The sequence below is a fragment of the Acutalibacter caecimuris genome (assembly GCF_034335085.1).
Lineage (GTDB): Bacteria > Bacillota > Clostridia > Oscillospirales > Acutalibacteraceae > Acutalibacter > Acutalibacter caecimuris.
Window position 1 is genome coordinate 41,635 of sequence record NZ_JAWXXJ010000009.1, and the last position, 16,754, is coordinate 58,388.

Here is a 16,754-nt window from a genome sequence, read left to right on the forward strand (position 1 = left end):
TAAACGGTGCTTAACCAAACTCTCAGGAAAAATGTCAGAAAGAGGCGATACCCATGCAAATCCATAGATTAGCCGGCCTGGCCGCGGCCCTGCTGCTGGCGCTGGCCCTCTCCGCCTGTGGCGGGGGCGATCCGGGCTCCAGTTCCTCTTCCGGGGGAGGCCTGGCCCAGGGCTCCGACCCGGTGGTCAACGGCTCCCAGGCCGGTTCCTCCTCTGGCCTGGAAACCCAGGAGGAGCCGTTGCATATGATGACCATAGACGAAACCCTCACCTTTTTCGGCTCGCTCAACCCCGCCAATCTGGGCCTGGAGGGCGAAAGCATGGCCGAGTACAGTTTCTACCCCACCGAAAAGGCCATCCCGGTAGACGGCCTGCCCTGCATGAAAGTCACCGTCTACAAAAAGACCGAGGCCGGCACCAATTCCCCTGAGCTGACCTTCCTGGTGGCACGGGACGGCACGGCCGTCTACCGCCTGCAAGACGGCCAGGCTGAAAAACTGGACGTCTGAAAGATTATTTAATCCATCCCGCCCGGCCGACAAAAACGTGAAAATATTTCACGTTGCCGCCCCATAAACTGTGGGTGAGGCCCTGTCCCCCGCCCGGAAAAAGGGGGGCGTAAAAGCCTGGGGCCTTTTTCCTCTCCAGAAAATTATATACAGGTCTTGACGGAAAACGGGAAAACGTGCTATACTAGAGCGGATATAACGGAACATGGGGTTGTATCCGAAAAAAACCGATGATAAGGGGGAATACCCGTGGATGGGATCACCAGCAACAGCCTGCGGATGATGGAACGCTCGATGGACTTCCTGTGGACCAAGCAGACCGCGCTGTTAGACAATATCGCCAATGTGGAAACACCCAATTATAAAACCAAGCTGGTAACCTTTGAAGAGAATTTCCAGGCCCAGTTAGAGGCAGCGGAGCATGGCCCCAATAAGCTGACCAAACGGACGATGCGCGACGCCATCGAGGGCGCCGATTGGCAGGTAGTGGAAACCGGCGAGATCACCCGCCGGGATGACAACGGCGTAAACCTTACCGAGCAGATGACGGAACTGGTGCGCAACTCCTACCAACTGCAATACGTGTACCAAAGCATCAACAGCGATTTTTCCGCGCTGCGTACCGCCATCGGCGGCTAAGGGCCGGCCCCCGGCGCCAACCGGGCGGCCCGTTTACATCGAAACGGGACCGGGGCCCTGCCCCGGCGGAAAGGAAACACAATATCATGGCATTTCTTGGCAATATCAACATCGTGGGCTCCGGGCTCACGGCCCAGCAGTTGCGGCTGGATATCATATCCGAAAACATCACCAACCTGAACACCACCCGCACCGAAAACGGCGAGGGCCCCTACCGCCGCAAAATGGTGGTTTTTGAGGCGGAAAGCGGCCGCGACGGGTTCCGTATGGCAATGGCCCAGGCCCTCAACAACTCCAACCGGGGCACCGAGCGTTCCGCCGGCGTGCGCGTGGCGGAGATCATCGAGGACGAAAGCCCCTTCCCCATCAGCTATGACCCCACCCATCCCGACGCCAACGAGGAGGGGTACTTGGAGTTGCCCAATATTACTTTGGTCAAAGAGATCACAGACGCCATGGCCGCCAGCCAGGCATATTCGGCCAATGTAACGGCCTTCAACACGCTCAAAGGCGTCATCGCCCGGGGCCTGGACTTAGGCAGCCGGTAACCCGCCCTTGGGGCTAGCCCCCTTTGGGCTTTATGGCCGTTTACTTATATTTATTATAATACGTCAATGAATTGCTTGTGCATAAAACCCAGGCAACTACTATATATAGTGTACCCGCCCTGGGCGGGTATGCCGCAAGAAAGGAAGTCTTTCTACTATGATCCAGTCTATCACCCCCCTTACCTCCCTGTTCGCCACGGAGGAAGCCGCCCGGCCACAGGGCGTTTCCGCCGCCGGGGAAGGGTTCGTCAATATCTTCCAAAGCGCCATAGACGCCGTAAAGGAAACCGACGCCGAAAAGACCCAGATGCAGTACCTGATGGCCACAGGCCAACTGGATAACCCGGTCGCCCTCAACATGGCCAGCACCAAATACGAACTTTCCGTAAGCCTGTTGGCGCAGTTGCGCAACCGGGCTTTAGACGCTTATAACGAGCTCATGCGCATCAGCCTGTAAGGCGGGCGAAATAAAATTACCGCGGCAGGTCTGAGGAGGTCGGGCAAGTGGAAGAGAAAGCAAAAGACTTATGGGGCAAGGCCAGGGGCGCCGTCGGCGGCCTTAGCAAAACCGTCAAGGCCATTATCGTAGGGGGCATCGTGGTGGCCCTGGTGGTGGTGGCCATCGTCCTGGCCAACGGCTCCAAAACAGAATACGAGGCCCTGTTTACCGAGCTGAACAGTTCGGATATGCAGGCCATCACCAAATACCTGAGCGACCAGGGCATAACGGACTACCGGATCCACGAAGACACCATCATGGTGCCCGTCGGCCAGGAGGCCCAGCTTAAGGCCCAGTTGATCAGCGCCGGCTACCCCCAGTCCAGCCCGGACTATGGGCTGTATATGACCAGTATCAGTTCCCTTTCTACCGAGTCGGACCGTTCCCAGATCGCCCTGTACGAGTTGATGGACCGCATGGCGGCCACCATCCGCTGCTTTAACGGCGTGTCGGATGCCGTGGTGAACATCGCCCCCGGCGAGGACAGGCGCTACGTCCTCAGCCAGGACAACACCATCGAGGCCTCCGCCTCCGTGGTCGTCACCATGAAGGACGGCGAGAAGATGAACGCCAAGCTGGCCGAGTCCATCAAGTCTGTGGTCAGCCACTCGGTCAGCGGCCTGATCATTGACCAGGTGGATATCCGGGACAGCGAAGGCAATACATACGACGAATCCGCAGACAGCCTGGGCGACCTGAAAAGCGTGGCCGAAACCAAGCTGGAACTGGAGGCCAAGTGGAATAAAAAGCTGCGCCAGCAGGTCCTGGACGTGCTCTTGCCCATGTACGGCGAGGGCAATGTGTCCGTATCGGTGAACACCACCGTCAATATGGACACCTCCCGTACCGAGTCCACCACCTATTCCCAGCCCGATTGGGCCGGCGCCAACACCGACGGCGAGGGCATCCTCCGCAAGAAGATCTTCGAGGGCCGCATCATCGCCGGCGAGGACGGCATCGGCGGCGTGGTGGGCACAGACCCCAACGCGGACCTGAACACCTATGTGGAGCGCTACCAGCCCGACGGTGAGGAAGGCGGCCTGGAATACAGCGGCGAAGAAGAGTTCGACAACAACAAGACCATTGTCCAAAGTGAAAATATCGGCGGCTACCTGGACGATGTGACCGTAGCGGTCAGCATCAATAGCCGGGTGCCCAATACCGCCAACCAGGATGCCCTGATCAACCATGTAGGCAAGGCCGTGGGCCTAAGCGACGCCGAGCAGGCAGACCGCATCTCCATCATCAGCCACGAGTTCTACCGCCCCGAAGAAGAGGGCGAGCCGGTGGATGTGCGCCCCGTGCCCAACCTGTTGGGCGATATCCCCCTGTGGGTCTACTTGGCGCTGCTGGCAGGTATGTTCCTGTTCATGGTGCTGTTCACGGTGTTCGTACTGCTTACCCGCCGCCGCAGCCGCAGACGCCTGCCCCAGTTGGAGCAGATGGCCCCTGCCGGCCCCGACGACAATCTGGCTGTGGACCTGACCCAGGAGGAACAGGAACCCACCGGCGCGGATATTATGGATGTGCATACCGAAAAGAGCATGGAGCTGCGCCGCAGTGTGCGGGAGCTGGCTGAGGCCAACCCGGAGATCGCGGCCCAGGCCATCAAGGCTCTGCTGAGGGGAGATGAAGAGTCGAATGGCTGAGAAAGCGGCTAAGGCTGAAAAGAAAAAAGCGAAAAAAGGCGAGCCCGCGGCGGTAGAGGAAACCTCCCCCGCCGAAGAGGCGGTGGAAGCCTCCGAACTGGCCCTCAAGGCCCAGCTTTTGTCCTCCATGAGCGGCGCCCAGAAAGCCGCGGCGGTCATCATCTCCCTGGGTGTGGACAAAGCCTCCCAGCTCTACCAGTTTATGGAACCGGAAGACGTGGAGATGATCACCCTGGAGGTCGCCAAGCTGGGGTATCTGGACGCCGACGTAACCGAGGCGGTGCTCAACGAGTACTACCAGATGTGCATGACCAACAAGGCCGTCACCGAGGGCGGCCTGGAGTACGCCCGCACAGTGCTGGAAAAGGCGTTCGGCGCGCAAACCGCCTCCTCTTTGCTGGATAAAGTCACCAAGTCCCTGAAGAACCGGGAGTTCGCCTTTATGAACAAGGCCGGCGAAAAGGACCTGTTCACAGCCCTGCAAAACGAGCGCCCCCAGACCATCGCTTTGGTGCTCTCCTATGTAGACCCAGACAAGGCGGCCGCCGTGGTGGCCCAGTTGGAGCCGGACACCCAGATCAAGGTAGTGGAGCGTATCGCCACCATGGACAGCGCCTCCCCCGCCGCGGTGAAGATCATCGAAACCGAGATGTCCAACAAGTTCGCCAACATCTTCAGCGCCAGCAACATCCAGGTGGGCGGCATCGACTTCGTAGCCGACGTGATGAACAACGTGGACCGGGTCAGCGAGAAGAGCATCTTCGACGGCCTCACCATGCACGACGCAGTGCTGGCCGACGAGATCCGCAAGCGTATGTTCGTGTTCGAGGACATCCTCACCATGGACGACCGTTCCGTGCAGCGCTTTGTCCGGGACTGCGACACCCACGACCTGGTGCTGGCCCTCAAGCCCGCCAGCGCGGAGCTTGCCAACAAGCTGTACAAAAATATGTCCACCCGTATGGCCGAGTCCATCCGGGACGACCTGGAGATCACCACCAATGTGCGCATGAAGGACGTGGACGAGGCCCAGCAGCGCATTGTGGCCCTCATCCGGGATCTGGAAGCCAAAAACGAGATCATCATCCTCAAGGGCGGCAAAGACGATATTATCGCCTAACCCAAAATCCAACGATTTACTGTTGAGCCCGCCCGCCTTTTATGTTATAATATCCACAGGCTATTTCCGTATAGCCAAAACTTGCGGGGCAAGTTTGCAACACCCTGCCCATAAGCCTATAGAGATAAGGAGGTCCTCCCTATGCCGGGTATTTTCAAGCGCTTTCGTCCCATAGCGGCTGATAAATATGTGTTCCCGGACGCGGAGGACCTTACCGTTTCCACCGCCCAGCCGGAAACGCCGGTGCTGCCCCAATGGGATGGGGAAGAAGCCGGGGAGGAAGCCCCCCCGCCCGCCCCCGTCCCCGAAACGCCCCCCAAAGAGCCCACGGCCGTCGACTTCGCCCAGATCCAGGCCGAGGCCATTTTGGTCGATGCCGAAAAAGAGGCCCAGGCCCTGCGGGAAAAGGCCATGGCCAGCCTGCAAGCCGAGCTGGACCAGTTGCGCCAGGTGGCACGGGAAGACGGCTACGACATGGGCTTTGCCCAGGGCCTGGCCGAGGGCCGCAACCGGGCCCGGCAGGAGTTGGAGGAAAAAGCCGCCGCCCAGGAAGAGGAGGTGCGCGCCTTCCTGCAAGAGGCCGTCCGCCAGCGGGACCGGCTTTTGGAGGACAGTAAGCAAGACCTAAAGGAACTGGCCCTGGCCATTGCCGAAAAGGTGATCCGTGTCAGCCTGAAAAGCAGCGGCGATATCCTCATCCGCATGATCGAATCCGCCACGGCCAAGCGCCGCCGGTGCGAGTGGGTGCAGGTCTACATAGCCGGCTGCGACGCCCGTGCCTCGGCCAATACCATCCCGGAACTCACCGCGGCCCTGTCCCGCCTTTCGGACCGGGTGCGGGTCATCCCCATGGCCGGCGACGAACCGGGCACCTGTATCATCGAGATGCCCGACGAGATCATTGACGCCAGCGTGTCCACCCAGTTGGACGCCTTGCGGGGCGTCGTATCCAATGCCGACCCGGACCGGGGCGGCTGGCTGAACTGACAGGCGGTGCCTATGTTTGAAGATACCATCCGGCAGGTGCGGCAGGCGGAAACCATCGGCCACACCGGCAAAATAGAAAACATCGTAGGTATGTCCATCGAGGCCAGCGGCGGCCGCGCCGCGGTGGGCGATATATGCCGTATATATAGTGGTGAGTCCGGCGGGCAAATCCCAGCCGAAGTGGTCGGTTTCAAAAACGACCGGATGTTGCTCATGCCCTACGCCGAGATGGCCGGCATTTCCTCCGGCAATTTCGTGCGCAACACCGGCCACCAGTTGCAACTGAAAGTAGGCCCCTTCCTCAAAGGCCGCATCATCAACGCGCTGGGCCAGCCCATTGACGACAAAGGCCCCTTCGAGGGCGGCGACACCTACTTTTTGGGCAGCAGTTACATCAACCCCCTCACCCGCCCGCCCATCCGGGAGCGCATGGAGTTCGGGGTCAAAGCCATCGACGGCCTGCTTACCATTGGCAAAGGCCAACGTATGGGCATCTTCGCCGGTTCCGGCGTAGGCAAAAGCACCCTCATGGGCATGATCGCCAAGTACGTCAAGGCGGATATCAACGTCATTGCCCTGGTGGGGGAGCGCGGCCGCGAGGTGCTGGAGTTCGTGGAAAAAGACCTGGGCCCGGAGGGCATGGCCCGCTCCGTCCTGGTGGTGGCCACCTCCGACCAGCCCGCCATGCTGCGGAAGAAGTGCCCCACCGTGGCCACCGGCATAGCCGAGTATTTCCGGGACCAGGGCCTGGACGTGCTGCTGATGATGGACTCTCTCACCCGTTTCGCCATGGCCCAGCGAGAAGTGGGCCTGGCCATTGGCGAGCCGCCGGTGTCACGGGGCTACACCCCCTCCATCTACGCCGAGCTGCCCAAGCTGCTGGAGCGCAGCGGCAACTTCAAAAAAGGCTCCATCACCGGCATCTACACCGTGCTGGTAGAGGGCGACGATACCAACGAGCCCATTGCCGACACCGTGCGGGGCATCCTGGACGGCCACATCGTCCTCTCCCGCAGCCTGGCCGCGGCCAACCATTACCCGGCCATTGACGTGGGGGCCAGTATCTCCCGTCTGATGGTGGAACTGGTGGACGACAGCCACCGCCAGATGGCGGCGCGCCTGCGGGACATTATGAGCGTCTACAACCAAAACGCCGACCTGGTGTCCATCGGCGCCTACAAGGCAGGCACCAACCCCAAGCTGGACTTCGCCCTGACCAAGATCGACAAGATCAACGACTTCCTCAAGCAGGACACGCGGGAGGCTTTCAGCTACGAACAGTGCCTGGAGAAGATGGGCCAGATCCTGTCCGGCCGCTAGGCCGGGCGGCTTGTACACAACCGGGTCGGCCTACATAGTATAAATTATAGATAGGCAACCACGGGCAAGTTTCCGTGGCCCGCCGGTATACCATACCCACCATACTAAAAAGAAAGGGGGCGGTTCCCATGAAGAAGTTCAAGTTCCAGTTGGATACGGTGCTGCGGTACAAAAACCAGGTGCTGGATATCCGGCTGGCAGAGCACGGCTCGGCGCTGGCGGCAGTCCGCCGGCAGGAAACCGTGCTGGAGCAGGCGGTCCAGAATCGGGTCAACTGCGAGGAAGAGTACCGCCAAAAAAAAGCCGAGGGCATCACCATTGCCGATTCCATGAAGTATGAAACCGGCATTGAGGTGCTGGAAGGCGCTGTCCGCCGGGAGGCCAGCCTCCTGAAAGAAATGCAAAAAGACGAAGAGCAAAAGCGCGCCCGCCTGGTAGAGGCCAGGCAGGAAACCCAGTCCTTGGAGAAGTTGAAGGACATCAAGCGGGGCGAGTATGACTTTGCCCTGGCCAAGGCCGAGGAGAAGGAAATCGATGACCTAGTCATGGCCCGCCGCTCGGCGGCAGCCCGTGAAGGGGAATTGTAATGGCAATTTTGTAAAGCAACCGGCTTTACACAAAGCGGCTTTTTGGGCGAGGGTAGGGCTTTCCTGCCCAAAAAGCCCGTTTATACCCCCCAAATACCCCCAGCTATCCCGGTAATACCTGCCCGATAACCCCTCAATACCTACCGGATACCTGCCCGGTACCTGCCCATGAACAGGGCCAAAAACGGAGAAAACAGGGCCTACAGGCACCCCCTGTGGGCGGAATATAGATAGCATATCATGGAAAGGAGGTGAAAGGAAATGAACATCAACCTATTGGCACAGGGCCTTGTTGCGGACATCATGCAGGCCACCCAGACCCTTCTTCCGGGCGAACCCGGCCAGGAGGGCGCGGACTTTGAGGAGATGCTCCTCAAGCAGAGCCAGGCCGCAAAACCCCAGCAAACAAGCCGCCCGAAGGACAAAACCCCGGCCAAGGAGGAGCCCGGAAAGCCCCAAAACACCGGCACCAAAGACCAGGAGATCGTCGAGGAAGGCCAGGAAGTGGCCGCGGCCCTCGTGACCTCCCAGCCTGTGGTGCCTATTGAGCTTGTGGCCGCTGTAGAGCCCGTTCTCGTGGGCGAACTGGAGGCCCCCACTCTGGAGCAGCCCGTGGCCCCTACCGCCGCTTGGCCAGCCGGCGCCCCTACTGAGGAGGTGCCCATGGCCCAGCCCCAGGCGGCAGAAACCGCCGTACAGCCCCAGGCCCAGCCGGCCGCCCAGTCCTTCCAGGCGCAGCCCCAGGCCCAGCCGGAGGAAGGCCAGGCCGAAACCGTGGCCTTGCCCGAAAGCAGCCCGGAAGTGGCGGTACAGCCCGAAAACCGGACGGAAACCGCCCCTGTAAGCCGCCATCAGGCCAATCTTTCTGAGGAGGAACAGCCCGAAGAGGTGCAGGTTACAGACACCTGGACCCAGGAGCAGCAGGTTTTCCAGCGGGAAACCGCCGCCCCTATCAAGGTTGCCGACAACTATGAGGAGGCTGAACCCACCGACCTCAGGCTGCTGGATCAGGTGCAAAACCAGATCAGCCGGGCCGTGCAGGAAGGCCAGTCCCTGGTGCGCCTGCAACTAAGCCCCGCCAGCCTGGGCCAGGTCATGGTGGAGATCACCCGCAGCGCCGACGGCACATTAAGCATCATGATGAGCGCCGCTACGGAAAAGACCGCGACCCTTTTGCAGCGGCATGGGGGTATACTCCAGCAGTTCCTGGCAGATAACCTCCAGGGCCCTGTGCAAGTGACCGTGCAGCAGCCCGAACAGCCGGAGAACGCCAACCAGTTCCTGAACCCCGATGGGCAGAACCGGCAGCACCAGAACCAGCAGCACCAGGAGAAAAAGCAGAAAGGCACCACCGAAGACTTCCTCCAGCAGCTCCGTTTGGGGCTGGTCGGGCTGGAAGAAACCTGACGGACGGCGGGGCGCCGGGCACCGGTGCGCCCGCTGGCCCGTACAGGTAGCCGAGGCAGGCTTTGCCCCGGCAAATGCAGAACAGAAAGGCGGTAGAAATATGGCAACAGCCGGTATGAGCGACCTGGGGAACCGGGTCGGCGTAACGCAGAACGTAAATAAGCTAGCCCAGAACAGTACCAGCAAAAAGGCCGGCAAAGAGTTGGACATGAACGACTTTTTGACCCTGATGGTGGCCATGTTCCAGAACCAGGATATAGACAACGCAGCCTCGACCAGTGACATGATGAACCAAATGGTTCAGATGTCCGTGGTGCAGGCAATTACCAACATCAGCACGCTGATTGACGACTCTACGGTGCTGACTTACGCGGCCTCCCTGGTGGGCAAGGAAGTAACAGTGGGCCAGTATGTAAACAAAGAACTGAAGGAAATTGTGGGCACCGTGACCGGTACGGGTACCCTCAACGGTATGCAGGTCATCTTTATTGGCGACAAGAGTTATTACCTGAACGACGTGATGGCGGTGGGCCGCCTGCCGGATAAGGGCACAGACCTGAACCCCGACGGCAGCGAAAAACCCACCGATCCGGTAGACCCGGACAAACCCACGGACCCGGATAAGCCGACAGACCCGGCAGACCCGGATAAGCCCACTGACCCTGAGAAACCGGAGCAGCCGGCATAAAGAACGGAGGTTGAGAGGGTATGATGGACCGCGTGCAGGGGGCGGGCAGGGCCCTTCCCCAGCAGCAGGAAACACAGGCCCGCAGTGCCCCGCCCAAAGCCAGCTTTGGCGATATACTAAGCCAGGTACGGGAGGAACGCGGCCAGCAAGGGCAGTCCCAGGGCATCAATTTTTCCAAGCACGCCATAAGCCGGGCAGAGGAGCGGGGTATTGAGCTGACCCCGGCGCTAATGCAGCAACTGGCAGGCTCGGTAGAAAAGGCCCAGGAAAAGGGTGCCAAAAACATTTTGGCGTTTAACGCCACCCAGGCTTTCATCATCAATGTGCCTTATGGCAGGGTTATCACCACCATGAGCCAGGACGAGATGAAGGAAAATATCTTTACGAATATCGACGGCGCGGTATTGCTTTAGCCGGACCTTTTTAGGAGGTTAAGGGGGCAGGCCTGCCTGACCTGCCCCGACCGCGTCAGGAAAAGGAGAAAACAGAATGACAGGTGCAATGTATGCGGCTGTAGCCGGCCTTAGGGCCCATATGAGCGCGCTGAACGTGATTGGCCAAAACATCTCCAACGTGAACACCAACGCCTACAAGGCCACCCGTTACACGTTTTTGGAGGCGCTTTACACCACGGTTCGCGGCGGTAGTAACGGCTCTAACCTGGTGGGCGGTAAAAACCCCGCCCAGAACGGCTACGGCTCTTCTATTGGTACGATTGACCTTGATATGAGCACGAAGAACTACACCCCCACCGGCCAGGCCCTGGACGTAATGATCGACGGCGACGGGTTCCTGATCGTAGGGGATAAGACTTCCACCTTTATGAACGGTGCCGATGATTTGAAGGGCATGAACCTGACCCGCCTGGGCAACCTGAGCTTTGACCCTAACGGCTATCTGGTAGACGGCCAGGGCCAGGTGGTTTATGGCTATCTTTCTGTGCTCAGCCCGCTGTATGAGGCGGCGGTAAAGCAGGGTAATGCGCTTGGCAACGTAGGGGCACCGGACCCGGATAATCCCCCCAACAAGGGCGTAGCCGGCCTGCCCACACTGGCAGATGTAATTAAAGAGGGTGCTGCCGACGCAACAAAGGGACCGAAGGACCTGAACTTCTACATCGACGATAAGGGGCAGGTTGTGCAGGCCAGGGAGGTAAAGGCGGCGGACGGTACGAATCCTGCTGAGTTTGAGTACTTTGTAGTTGAGCAGTACACCTCCGCCCCGGTGCTTACCGCTATCCGCTCCCCTAAAGCGGACGCGGACGGCAAGGCGGTATATCCCTCCTGGGATAAGGACCCCACCAGCGAAACCTATGGCCAGATTCTGGACGGTGAAGGCACCAGCCGTATCGTGCGGGAGAGCGTGAGCATTGACGAGAACACCGGGCGCATCACCTGCACCACCAATACCGGCGAGGCAGTGGTCATCGGCACAATCGCCATTGCCAAGGTGGAGAACCCCAACGGCGTTACCCACGTGGACGGCCACTACTACCAGGCCCTGGAAGGCGCCGGCGAGGTGCGCGCCACTTCCGTAGGCCACTCGGTGAAGAACAGCAACCATGAGGATAGCCCCTTCAACGCCAAGTTTATCCCCACCGTGGACGATACCACTGGTGCAATCACAGCGCCGGCTGACACCACACAGGCCACCATGGGCCCCGGCGAGTTCAGCGTGCAGCCCAGCGGCGGCACCAAACTCCTTGGCGGCGGCCTGGAGAGCAGCGGTACGGACCTGGCCAACGAGATCAGCAACATGATCATGATCCAGCGTGGCTACCAGGCCAATACCCGTATCGTTACCGTAACGGACACCATGCTGGAAGAGCTGGTGAACATGAAACGCTAAACCTTAGCGGCATAGCGGCGCCGGAAAAAGGCGCAAGCAACCCCAATCGACCAGCCGCCCCCGGCAAAGCCCTTTAAGCCGCGGAGGCCGGCAAAGAAATACACAGCCCGACAAATGGGCAGAAACCCGCGCCGGGGCAGGCCGTGTGCCTGTCCCTGGGGGCGGGGGATTTTACGGAGGGAGAAAGAGCGTTATGATCATGCTGACAAAAACGAGCGGCGAGAAATTCCTGGTCAACCACCTGCAGATCGAGTGCATCGAACTGATCCCCGAAACAAAGATTGTCATGATGAACCGGGATTTTTATCTGGTACTGGAGTCTGTGCAGGAGATCGTGACCCGCATCGCCGATTACAACGCAAAGGTGCAGGACATCCACAGGCAGGTCACGGTAAACGAGGACGCCCCGTCCCGTGGTTCCACACAGCGGTCCGGGTTCAGGCGATAAGCGCGGCCGCCGGAAATACTAAAATGAAGGTGAATGACCTATGAATATCGGATACTTAATCGGCCTAGTCGTGGCTATCGGCGTTATGGTGCTGGGCATGGCCAACGGTTTCCCCCCCTACGAATTTGAGAAGATAATGAACTTCGGCGACGGCCCCAGCGTTATGATCGTGATTGGCTGTACGGTCTTCATCCTGATGGCCAGTTTCCCGCTGAAAACCTTCCTCAGCATCCCCAAGCACTTTGGCGTGATGATGAAAAACCCCAAGCAGAAGCCGGAGAATATCATCAACGCGCTGGTAGACCTGGCACAGATCGCCCGTAAGGACGGCCTGCTGGCCCTGGAAGAAAAGGCCAACGAGCAGGATGACCCCTTCTTTAAGCAGGCCATTATGCTGATTGTGGACGCCAACGACCCGGACCGGGTGCGGGCAACCCTAGAAAACGATATCGACTGTATGTCAGACCGGCACAACGCGGCGGCGGCTATGTACGATAAGGCGTCTGCCATTGCCCCGGCTTTCGGCATGGTGGGCACGCTGATCGGCCTGATCAATATGTTGAAGAACATGGATCCCACCAGTGGTTCTTCCAATATCGGCGCGGACATGAGCGTGGCCCTGATTACCACCCTGTACGGCTGTATTTTGGCCCACATGGTGTTTGGCCCCATTGCCAATAACCTGCGTATCCGGGACAGCGAGGAAGTGCTGAACAAGATGATCATTGTAGAGGGTATTACCTGCATACAAGCCGGTGAAAACCCCAAGATGTTGCGGGAAAAGCTGCTGACCTTTGTGGCCCAGAAACAGCGTGAGAAAATGGGCGAAGGTACCGGCGGTGGCGGCGAAGGGTAAGCCTGCCCGGAAGTTGGAAAAAAATTACAGGACTTTCCTGCCGAAAGTGGGTTTGCATACTTGACGGCGGGGGGGCAAATTTGATATAATTAAACGATTCCAGCGGAAGGCTTGGCCGCCACGATCGGGAGCGAGTGGCGTTTCGCAGGGCATGGCCGTGCCCATGTCCGGCGAAATGGTATTGCCGGCGCGGCGGAACAGGCAGGCCGCAATGAAAAACGAAACAGGAATGGAGGTGTCTGGCGGAAATGAGAAAGAAAAGCGGAGGCGGCGAAGGCGGCGGCGCAAACTGGATGGACACCTATGGCGACATGGTAACGTTGCTGCTGTGCTTTTTCGTACTGCTGTACTCCATGTCGACCGTTGACGAGGAAAAATGGAAAGCGGCGGCGCTGAGTTTTAACCCCAACGCCCTGTCCTCGCCTACGGTGCCGGAAATTGGCACCAGCGATGGGCCTTTCCAGGATCCCAACGAAGGGGAGCCTGGCGTGACGGATCCTGGGGAAGTGGATCCTGACCAGAAAGAGGCCGAGCAGGCGGAGATCGACGTAGCCATTGACCAGCTCTACCAGATGATAAAGGAATATGTGGATCAGTCCGGCAAAAATGTAGAGATCACCAAAGGGGACGGGTACGTGTACCTTTCCTTTGCGGATTCTGTGTTTTTCTCCGGCGATAGCTACGAACTGCTCAGCGCGGGCCGGCAAATGCTGGATACCCTGGCCCCTATGCTGGACCAGGCCGCACCACATATTGATGAAGTGCGCATTATGGGCCACACGGCCCAGGCCAGCGCCTCTGAGGCAAACACCCCGGTAGGGGACCGGATGCTGGCGGCGGAACGGGCTGCCCAGGTAACAGCCTATTTACAGGAAAAGGTAAAGGGCTTGGATCCCGGCCGTATGGTTAGTGAGGGCTTTGGCCAGCACCGCCCGGTAGCCCCCAATGATGTGGAAGAGAACCGTAAAAAGAACCGCCGGGTAGAGATGATCATTTCCGGCAAGAACTTGTTGAACGACTTGGGCGACTGCCTGGAGCAGTACGACGCCATGCGCTCCGGCGAGGCCGAAAGGCAAACGTCCTCTTCTGCGCCGGAAGATGATAAGGGGGGGACGGCTACTAGCAGCGCGCAGGACAGCGCCACAGCCGGGCCTGCCAGTTCAAGCGGGGAGGGTTAGGCGGATGCCAGAGGTATTATCTCAAAGCCAGATAGACGCCCTGCTGAACTCCATGAATAGCAGTGGAAATGACAAACCGCCTGCTGAAGAGGAACAGCCGGAAAAGAAATATAGAAAATATGACTTTACCAACCCGAAGAAGTTCACCAAGGACAGGCTGAAAATGCTAAACAGCATTTTTGAGAACTACTCACGGGTGTTGACCACCCGGATCAACGGCCTGGTACACGCCACCTGTGAGATCGGGGTGGAGTCGGTAGAAGAGGTTACTTACTTCGAATTCTCCAACGCACTTAGCGACAGCGCGGTGCTGACCACCGCCCACCTGGTGTTAAAGGAGGAGCGGGAGGAGGATCCGGTGCTGTTCTACGCCTCGGCCCCCATTATGGTCAGCATGATGGACCGGATGACCGGCGGTGACGGCGACGTGGATAACCTGCCGGACGATTATACCTACACGGAATTGGACCTTAAGCTGTATGAGGTGCTTTTGCAGGACTTCGTTTCCCGTATGGGCGTGGCCTGGGAGAACTACATACAGTTGGAGTATGAGTTTGGCCGGGTGGAAAATAACCCCACACTGGTCCAGCTCATTGGCCTAGAGGAAACGGTGGTCATCGTTGACCTAAAGGTGAGTTTCCCCAATATCGAGGGGAGCATCAGCGTGGTGATGCCGGAAGAGGTGCTCATGCAGATCTTTACGGAGATCAGCGCCGGGAACCCCGCCAAAAAAGCCAACAGCCTGGAACATCGGGATGAGATATTTGACCACTTGCGGGAGTCCACCCTGGAAATACGGGCGGAACTGGCCCGCACCACCCTGCGGCTGGACGATGTATACCGGCTGAATGTGGGCGATGTGATTGACCTGAACCAAAAGAAAGACAGCGCGCTGAATCTGTACGTTGGCGGTCAGAGATGGTTTAACGGGCTGATGGGGGTCAGCGACAAAAAGCTGGCGGTGAAGATTAAAGAGGTGTACCATAACGCCGGAAGAGGGGACAGTTTAGCAAATGAACAATAATGTTTTCAAACCCATGGAGATCAGCGCCATCGGCGAAATCATGAACATCAGTCTGGGCTCTTCAGCGACGGCGGTTTCCAATATGCTGGACCATCGGGTGGACATCACCACACCCACCGTAACTGTGGTGGATGTGAAGGACTTTGAGCTGGGGGACATTGAACCGGCAGTGGGCGTGGAGATCAAGTATGTTTCCGGCCTGGACGGCAGCAACCTGATGCTGCTGCGCATGAGTGACATCAAGGTCATCGTGGACATCCTGATGGGCTCGGATACGCCGCTGGACGAATTTGTACTGGATGAATTGAGCCTGAGCGCGGTTTGCGAAGTGATGAACCAGATGATGGGTGCAGCCGCCACGGCTTTGTCTGACTTCCTGGGGCGGGTGGTGAATATCTCCACCCCGGAAACCTTTGACGTGTACGACCAGGAGTCCATGAAACGGGACCGTATGCCTGTACAGGAAGGCCCCATTGTAGTTGTACGGTTTGCACTGACCATTGAAAATCAGTTGCAAAGCGAATTTATGAACGTGATTTCGGTAGACCTGGCCAAAGAACTGGTGGCAGGCTTTGGGCTGGAGGATGAGCCGGAAACCCTTCCGGCGCCGGTATCCACCCCGGCCCCTGCACCGGCACCGGCACCGCCTGCCCCGCAACCGGCAGCAGACGCCGGTGGGGTGATGAGCCAGGAAGAGATAGAGAAGTTGTTAGGCGGCGAGGCGGCCCCTGCCCCTACCCCGGCTGCCTCCTCTGGCGGGGTGATGAGCCAGGAGGAGATAGAGAAACTGCTGGGCGGTGGAGCCGCGGCAGCCCCGACCCCGGCAGCCCCCTCTGGCGGGGTAATGAGCCAGGAAGAAATAGAAAAGCTGATGGCCGGTGGGGCAGCGGCCCCGGCGGCCCCCCAGCAGCCAGTCCCGCCGGCAGCGGGCCAAATGCCTATGCAGCCCCAGATGCCGCCGCAAATGCCCATGATGCCCATGCCCGGCCAGGAGGGGATGCAGCAGCCTTATCCAGGCTACCCCTACTACCCGCCTTATCCGGGTTATCCCTATTACCCGCCACAGCCTGACCCGAAATTGATCAGCACCACGCCGCCCTCCATGCCGAAACTGGAAAACGGCGAGGAACTGAGCCAGGAGCAAAGCGAAAACCTGGATCTGATCATGGGCGTACCGCTGGAGGTCACGGTGGAGATCGGCCGCACCAGAAAACGGGTGCAGGAGATCCTCTCCTTCTCAAAGGGATCGCTGGTGGTACTGGATAAACTGGCCGGCGACCAGGTAGACCTGTTCGTCAACGGCAAATGTATTGCCAGGGGCGATGTGGTCGTGGTGGACGATAACTTCGGCATCCGGGTAACAGAAATATTGAAGAAACCGGGCATTGAAGAGATCACCCAGCAAAAATGAAACAACGGGACCGCCGGAGCCCCTGCCCCGGCAGGC

Annotated in this window: 18 protein-coding genes; all 18 read left to right on the forward strand. The window is 59.0% G+C overall.

Going from position 1 to position 16,754, the window contains the following annotated elements; all coding sequences use genetic code 11:
• The first annotated feature begins 53 nt into the window (after positions 1 to 53).
• Positions 54 to 509: a hypothetical protein gene (locus tag U8U01_RS06750; RefSeq protein ID WP_322172788.1), complete on the forward strand. Its 456-nt coding sequence runs from the start codon at positions 54 to 56 to the stop codon at positions 507 to 509.
• A gap of 249 nt (positions 510 to 758) precedes the next feature.
• Positions 759 to 1,148 carry a flagellar basal body rod protein FlgB gene (flgB, locus tag U8U01_RS06755; protein ID WP_322172789.1) on the forward strand — a complete coding sequence of 130 codons (390 nt, stop codon included), beginning with the start codon at positions 759 to 761 and terminating at the stop codon, positions 1,146 to 1,148.
• Between the two features lie 86 nt (positions 1,149 to 1,234).
• Entirely contained in the window at positions 1,235 to 1,696 is a 462-nt protein-coding gene (flgC, locus tag U8U01_RS06760) for a flagellar basal body rod protein FlgC (RefSeq protein WP_322172790.1), read from the forward strand.
• A 157-nt stretch (positions 1,697 to 1,853) separates the two neighbouring features.
• Positions 1,854 to 2,153: a flagellar hook-basal body complex protein FliE gene (gene fliE / locus U8U01_RS06765; RefSeq protein WP_322172792.1), complete on the forward strand. Its 300-nt coding sequence runs from the start codon at positions 1,854 to 1,856 to the stop codon at positions 2,151 to 2,153.
• Positions 2,154 to 2,200: 47 nt separating this feature from the next.
• Positions 2,201 to 3,844 (forward strand): flagellar M-ring protein FliF C-terminal domain-containing protein, encoded by a 1,644-nt coding sequence (locus U8U01_RS06770; protein ID WP_322172793.1) that lies wholly within the window; start codon positions 2,201 to 2,203, stop codon positions 3,842 to 3,844.
• 127 nt (positions 3,845 to 3,971) lie between these two features.
• Complete coding sequence (gene fliG, locus U8U01_RS06775; protein ID WP_367575607.1) at positions 3,972 to 4,964, forward strand: flagellar motor switch protein FliG; 993 nt, start codon at positions 3,972 to 3,974, stop codon at positions 4,962 to 4,964.
• 141 nt (positions 4,965 to 5,105) lie between these two features.
• Positions 5,106 to 5,951 (forward strand): FliH/SctL family protein, encoded by an 846-nt coding sequence (locus tag U8U01_RS06780; protein WP_322172796.1) that lies wholly within the window; start codon positions 5,106 to 5,108, stop codon positions 5,949 to 5,951.
• Positions 5,952 to 5,963: 12 nt separating this feature from the next.
• Positions 5,964 to 7,271 carry a flagellar protein export ATPase FliI gene (fliI, locus tag U8U01_RS06785; protein ID WP_322172797.1) on the forward strand — a complete coding sequence of 436 codons (1,308 nt, stop codon included), beginning with the start codon at positions 5,964 to 5,966 and terminating at the stop codon, positions 7,269 to 7,271.
• A 128-nt stretch (positions 7,272 to 7,399) separates the two neighbouring features.
• On the forward strand, positions 7,400 to 7,858 hold the full coding sequence (gene fliJ / locus U8U01_RS06790; RefSeq protein WP_322172798.1) for a flagellar export protein FliJ: 459 nt from the start codon (positions 7,400 to 7,402) through the stop codon (positions 7,856 to 7,858).
• A gap of 261 nt (positions 7,859 to 8,119) precedes the next feature.
• Positions 8,120 to 9,265 (forward strand): flagellar hook-length control protein FliK, encoded by a 1,146-nt coding sequence (locus U8U01_RS06795; protein ID WP_322172800.1) that lies wholly within the window; start codon positions 8,120 to 8,122, stop codon positions 9,263 to 9,265.
• Between the two features lie 100 nt (positions 9,266 to 9,365).
• Positions 9,366 to 9,953, forward strand: a complete 588-nt coding sequence (locus tag U8U01_RS06800; protein ID WP_322172802.1) for a flagellar hook assembly protein FlgD — start codon at positions 9,366 to 9,368, stop codon at positions 9,951 to 9,953.
• Between the two features lie 20 nt (positions 9,954 to 9,973).
• The gene (locus U8U01_RS06805) at positions 9,974 to 10,366 is read left to right on the forward strand and encodes a TIGR02530 family flagellar biosynthesis protein (protein ID WP_322172804.1); all 393 of its coding nucleotides are present in this window, start codon (positions 9,974 to 9,976) and stop codon (positions 10,364 to 10,366) included.
• A gap of 76 nt (positions 10,367 to 10,442) precedes the next feature.
• The gene (locus U8U01_RS06810; RefSeq protein ID WP_322172806.1) at positions 10,443 to 11,801 is read left to right on the forward strand and encodes a flagellar hook-basal body complex protein; all 1,359 of its coding nucleotides are present in this window, start codon (positions 10,443 to 10,445) and stop codon (positions 11,799 to 11,801) included.
• Between the two features lie 193 nt (positions 11,802 to 11,994).
• Positions 11,995 to 12,249, forward strand: a complete 255-nt coding sequence (locus tag U8U01_RS06815; protein WP_322172808.1) for a flagellar FlbD family protein — start codon at positions 11,995 to 11,997, stop codon at positions 12,247 to 12,249.
• Between the two features lie 40 nt (positions 12,250 to 12,289).
• Complete coding sequence (locus tag U8U01_RS06820) at positions 12,290 to 13,105, forward strand: motility protein A (protein WP_322172810.1); 816 nt, start codon at positions 12,290 to 12,292, stop codon at positions 13,103 to 13,105.
• Between the two features lie 248 nt (positions 13,106 to 13,353).
• Entirely contained in the window at positions 13,354 to 14,283 is a 930-nt protein-coding gene (locus tag U8U01_RS06825) for a flagellar motor protein MotB (RefSeq protein ID WP_322172812.1), read from the forward strand.
• Between the two features lie 4 nt (positions 14,284 to 14,287).
• The gene (locus U8U01_RS06830) at positions 14,288 to 15,307 is read left to right on the forward strand and encodes a flagellar motor switch protein FliM (RefSeq protein ID WP_322172813.1); all 1,020 of its coding nucleotides are present in this window, start codon (positions 14,288 to 14,290) and stop codon (positions 15,305 to 15,307) included.
• Entirely contained in the window at positions 15,297 to 16,718 is a 1,422-nt protein-coding gene (gene fliN / locus U8U01_RS06835) for a flagellar motor switch protein FliN (protein WP_322172814.1), read from the forward strand. The genes U8U01_RS06830 and fliN overlap by 11 nt, the downstream gene beginning before the upstream one ends.
• The last annotated feature ends 36 nt before the right edge of the window (positions 16,719 to 16,754 follow it).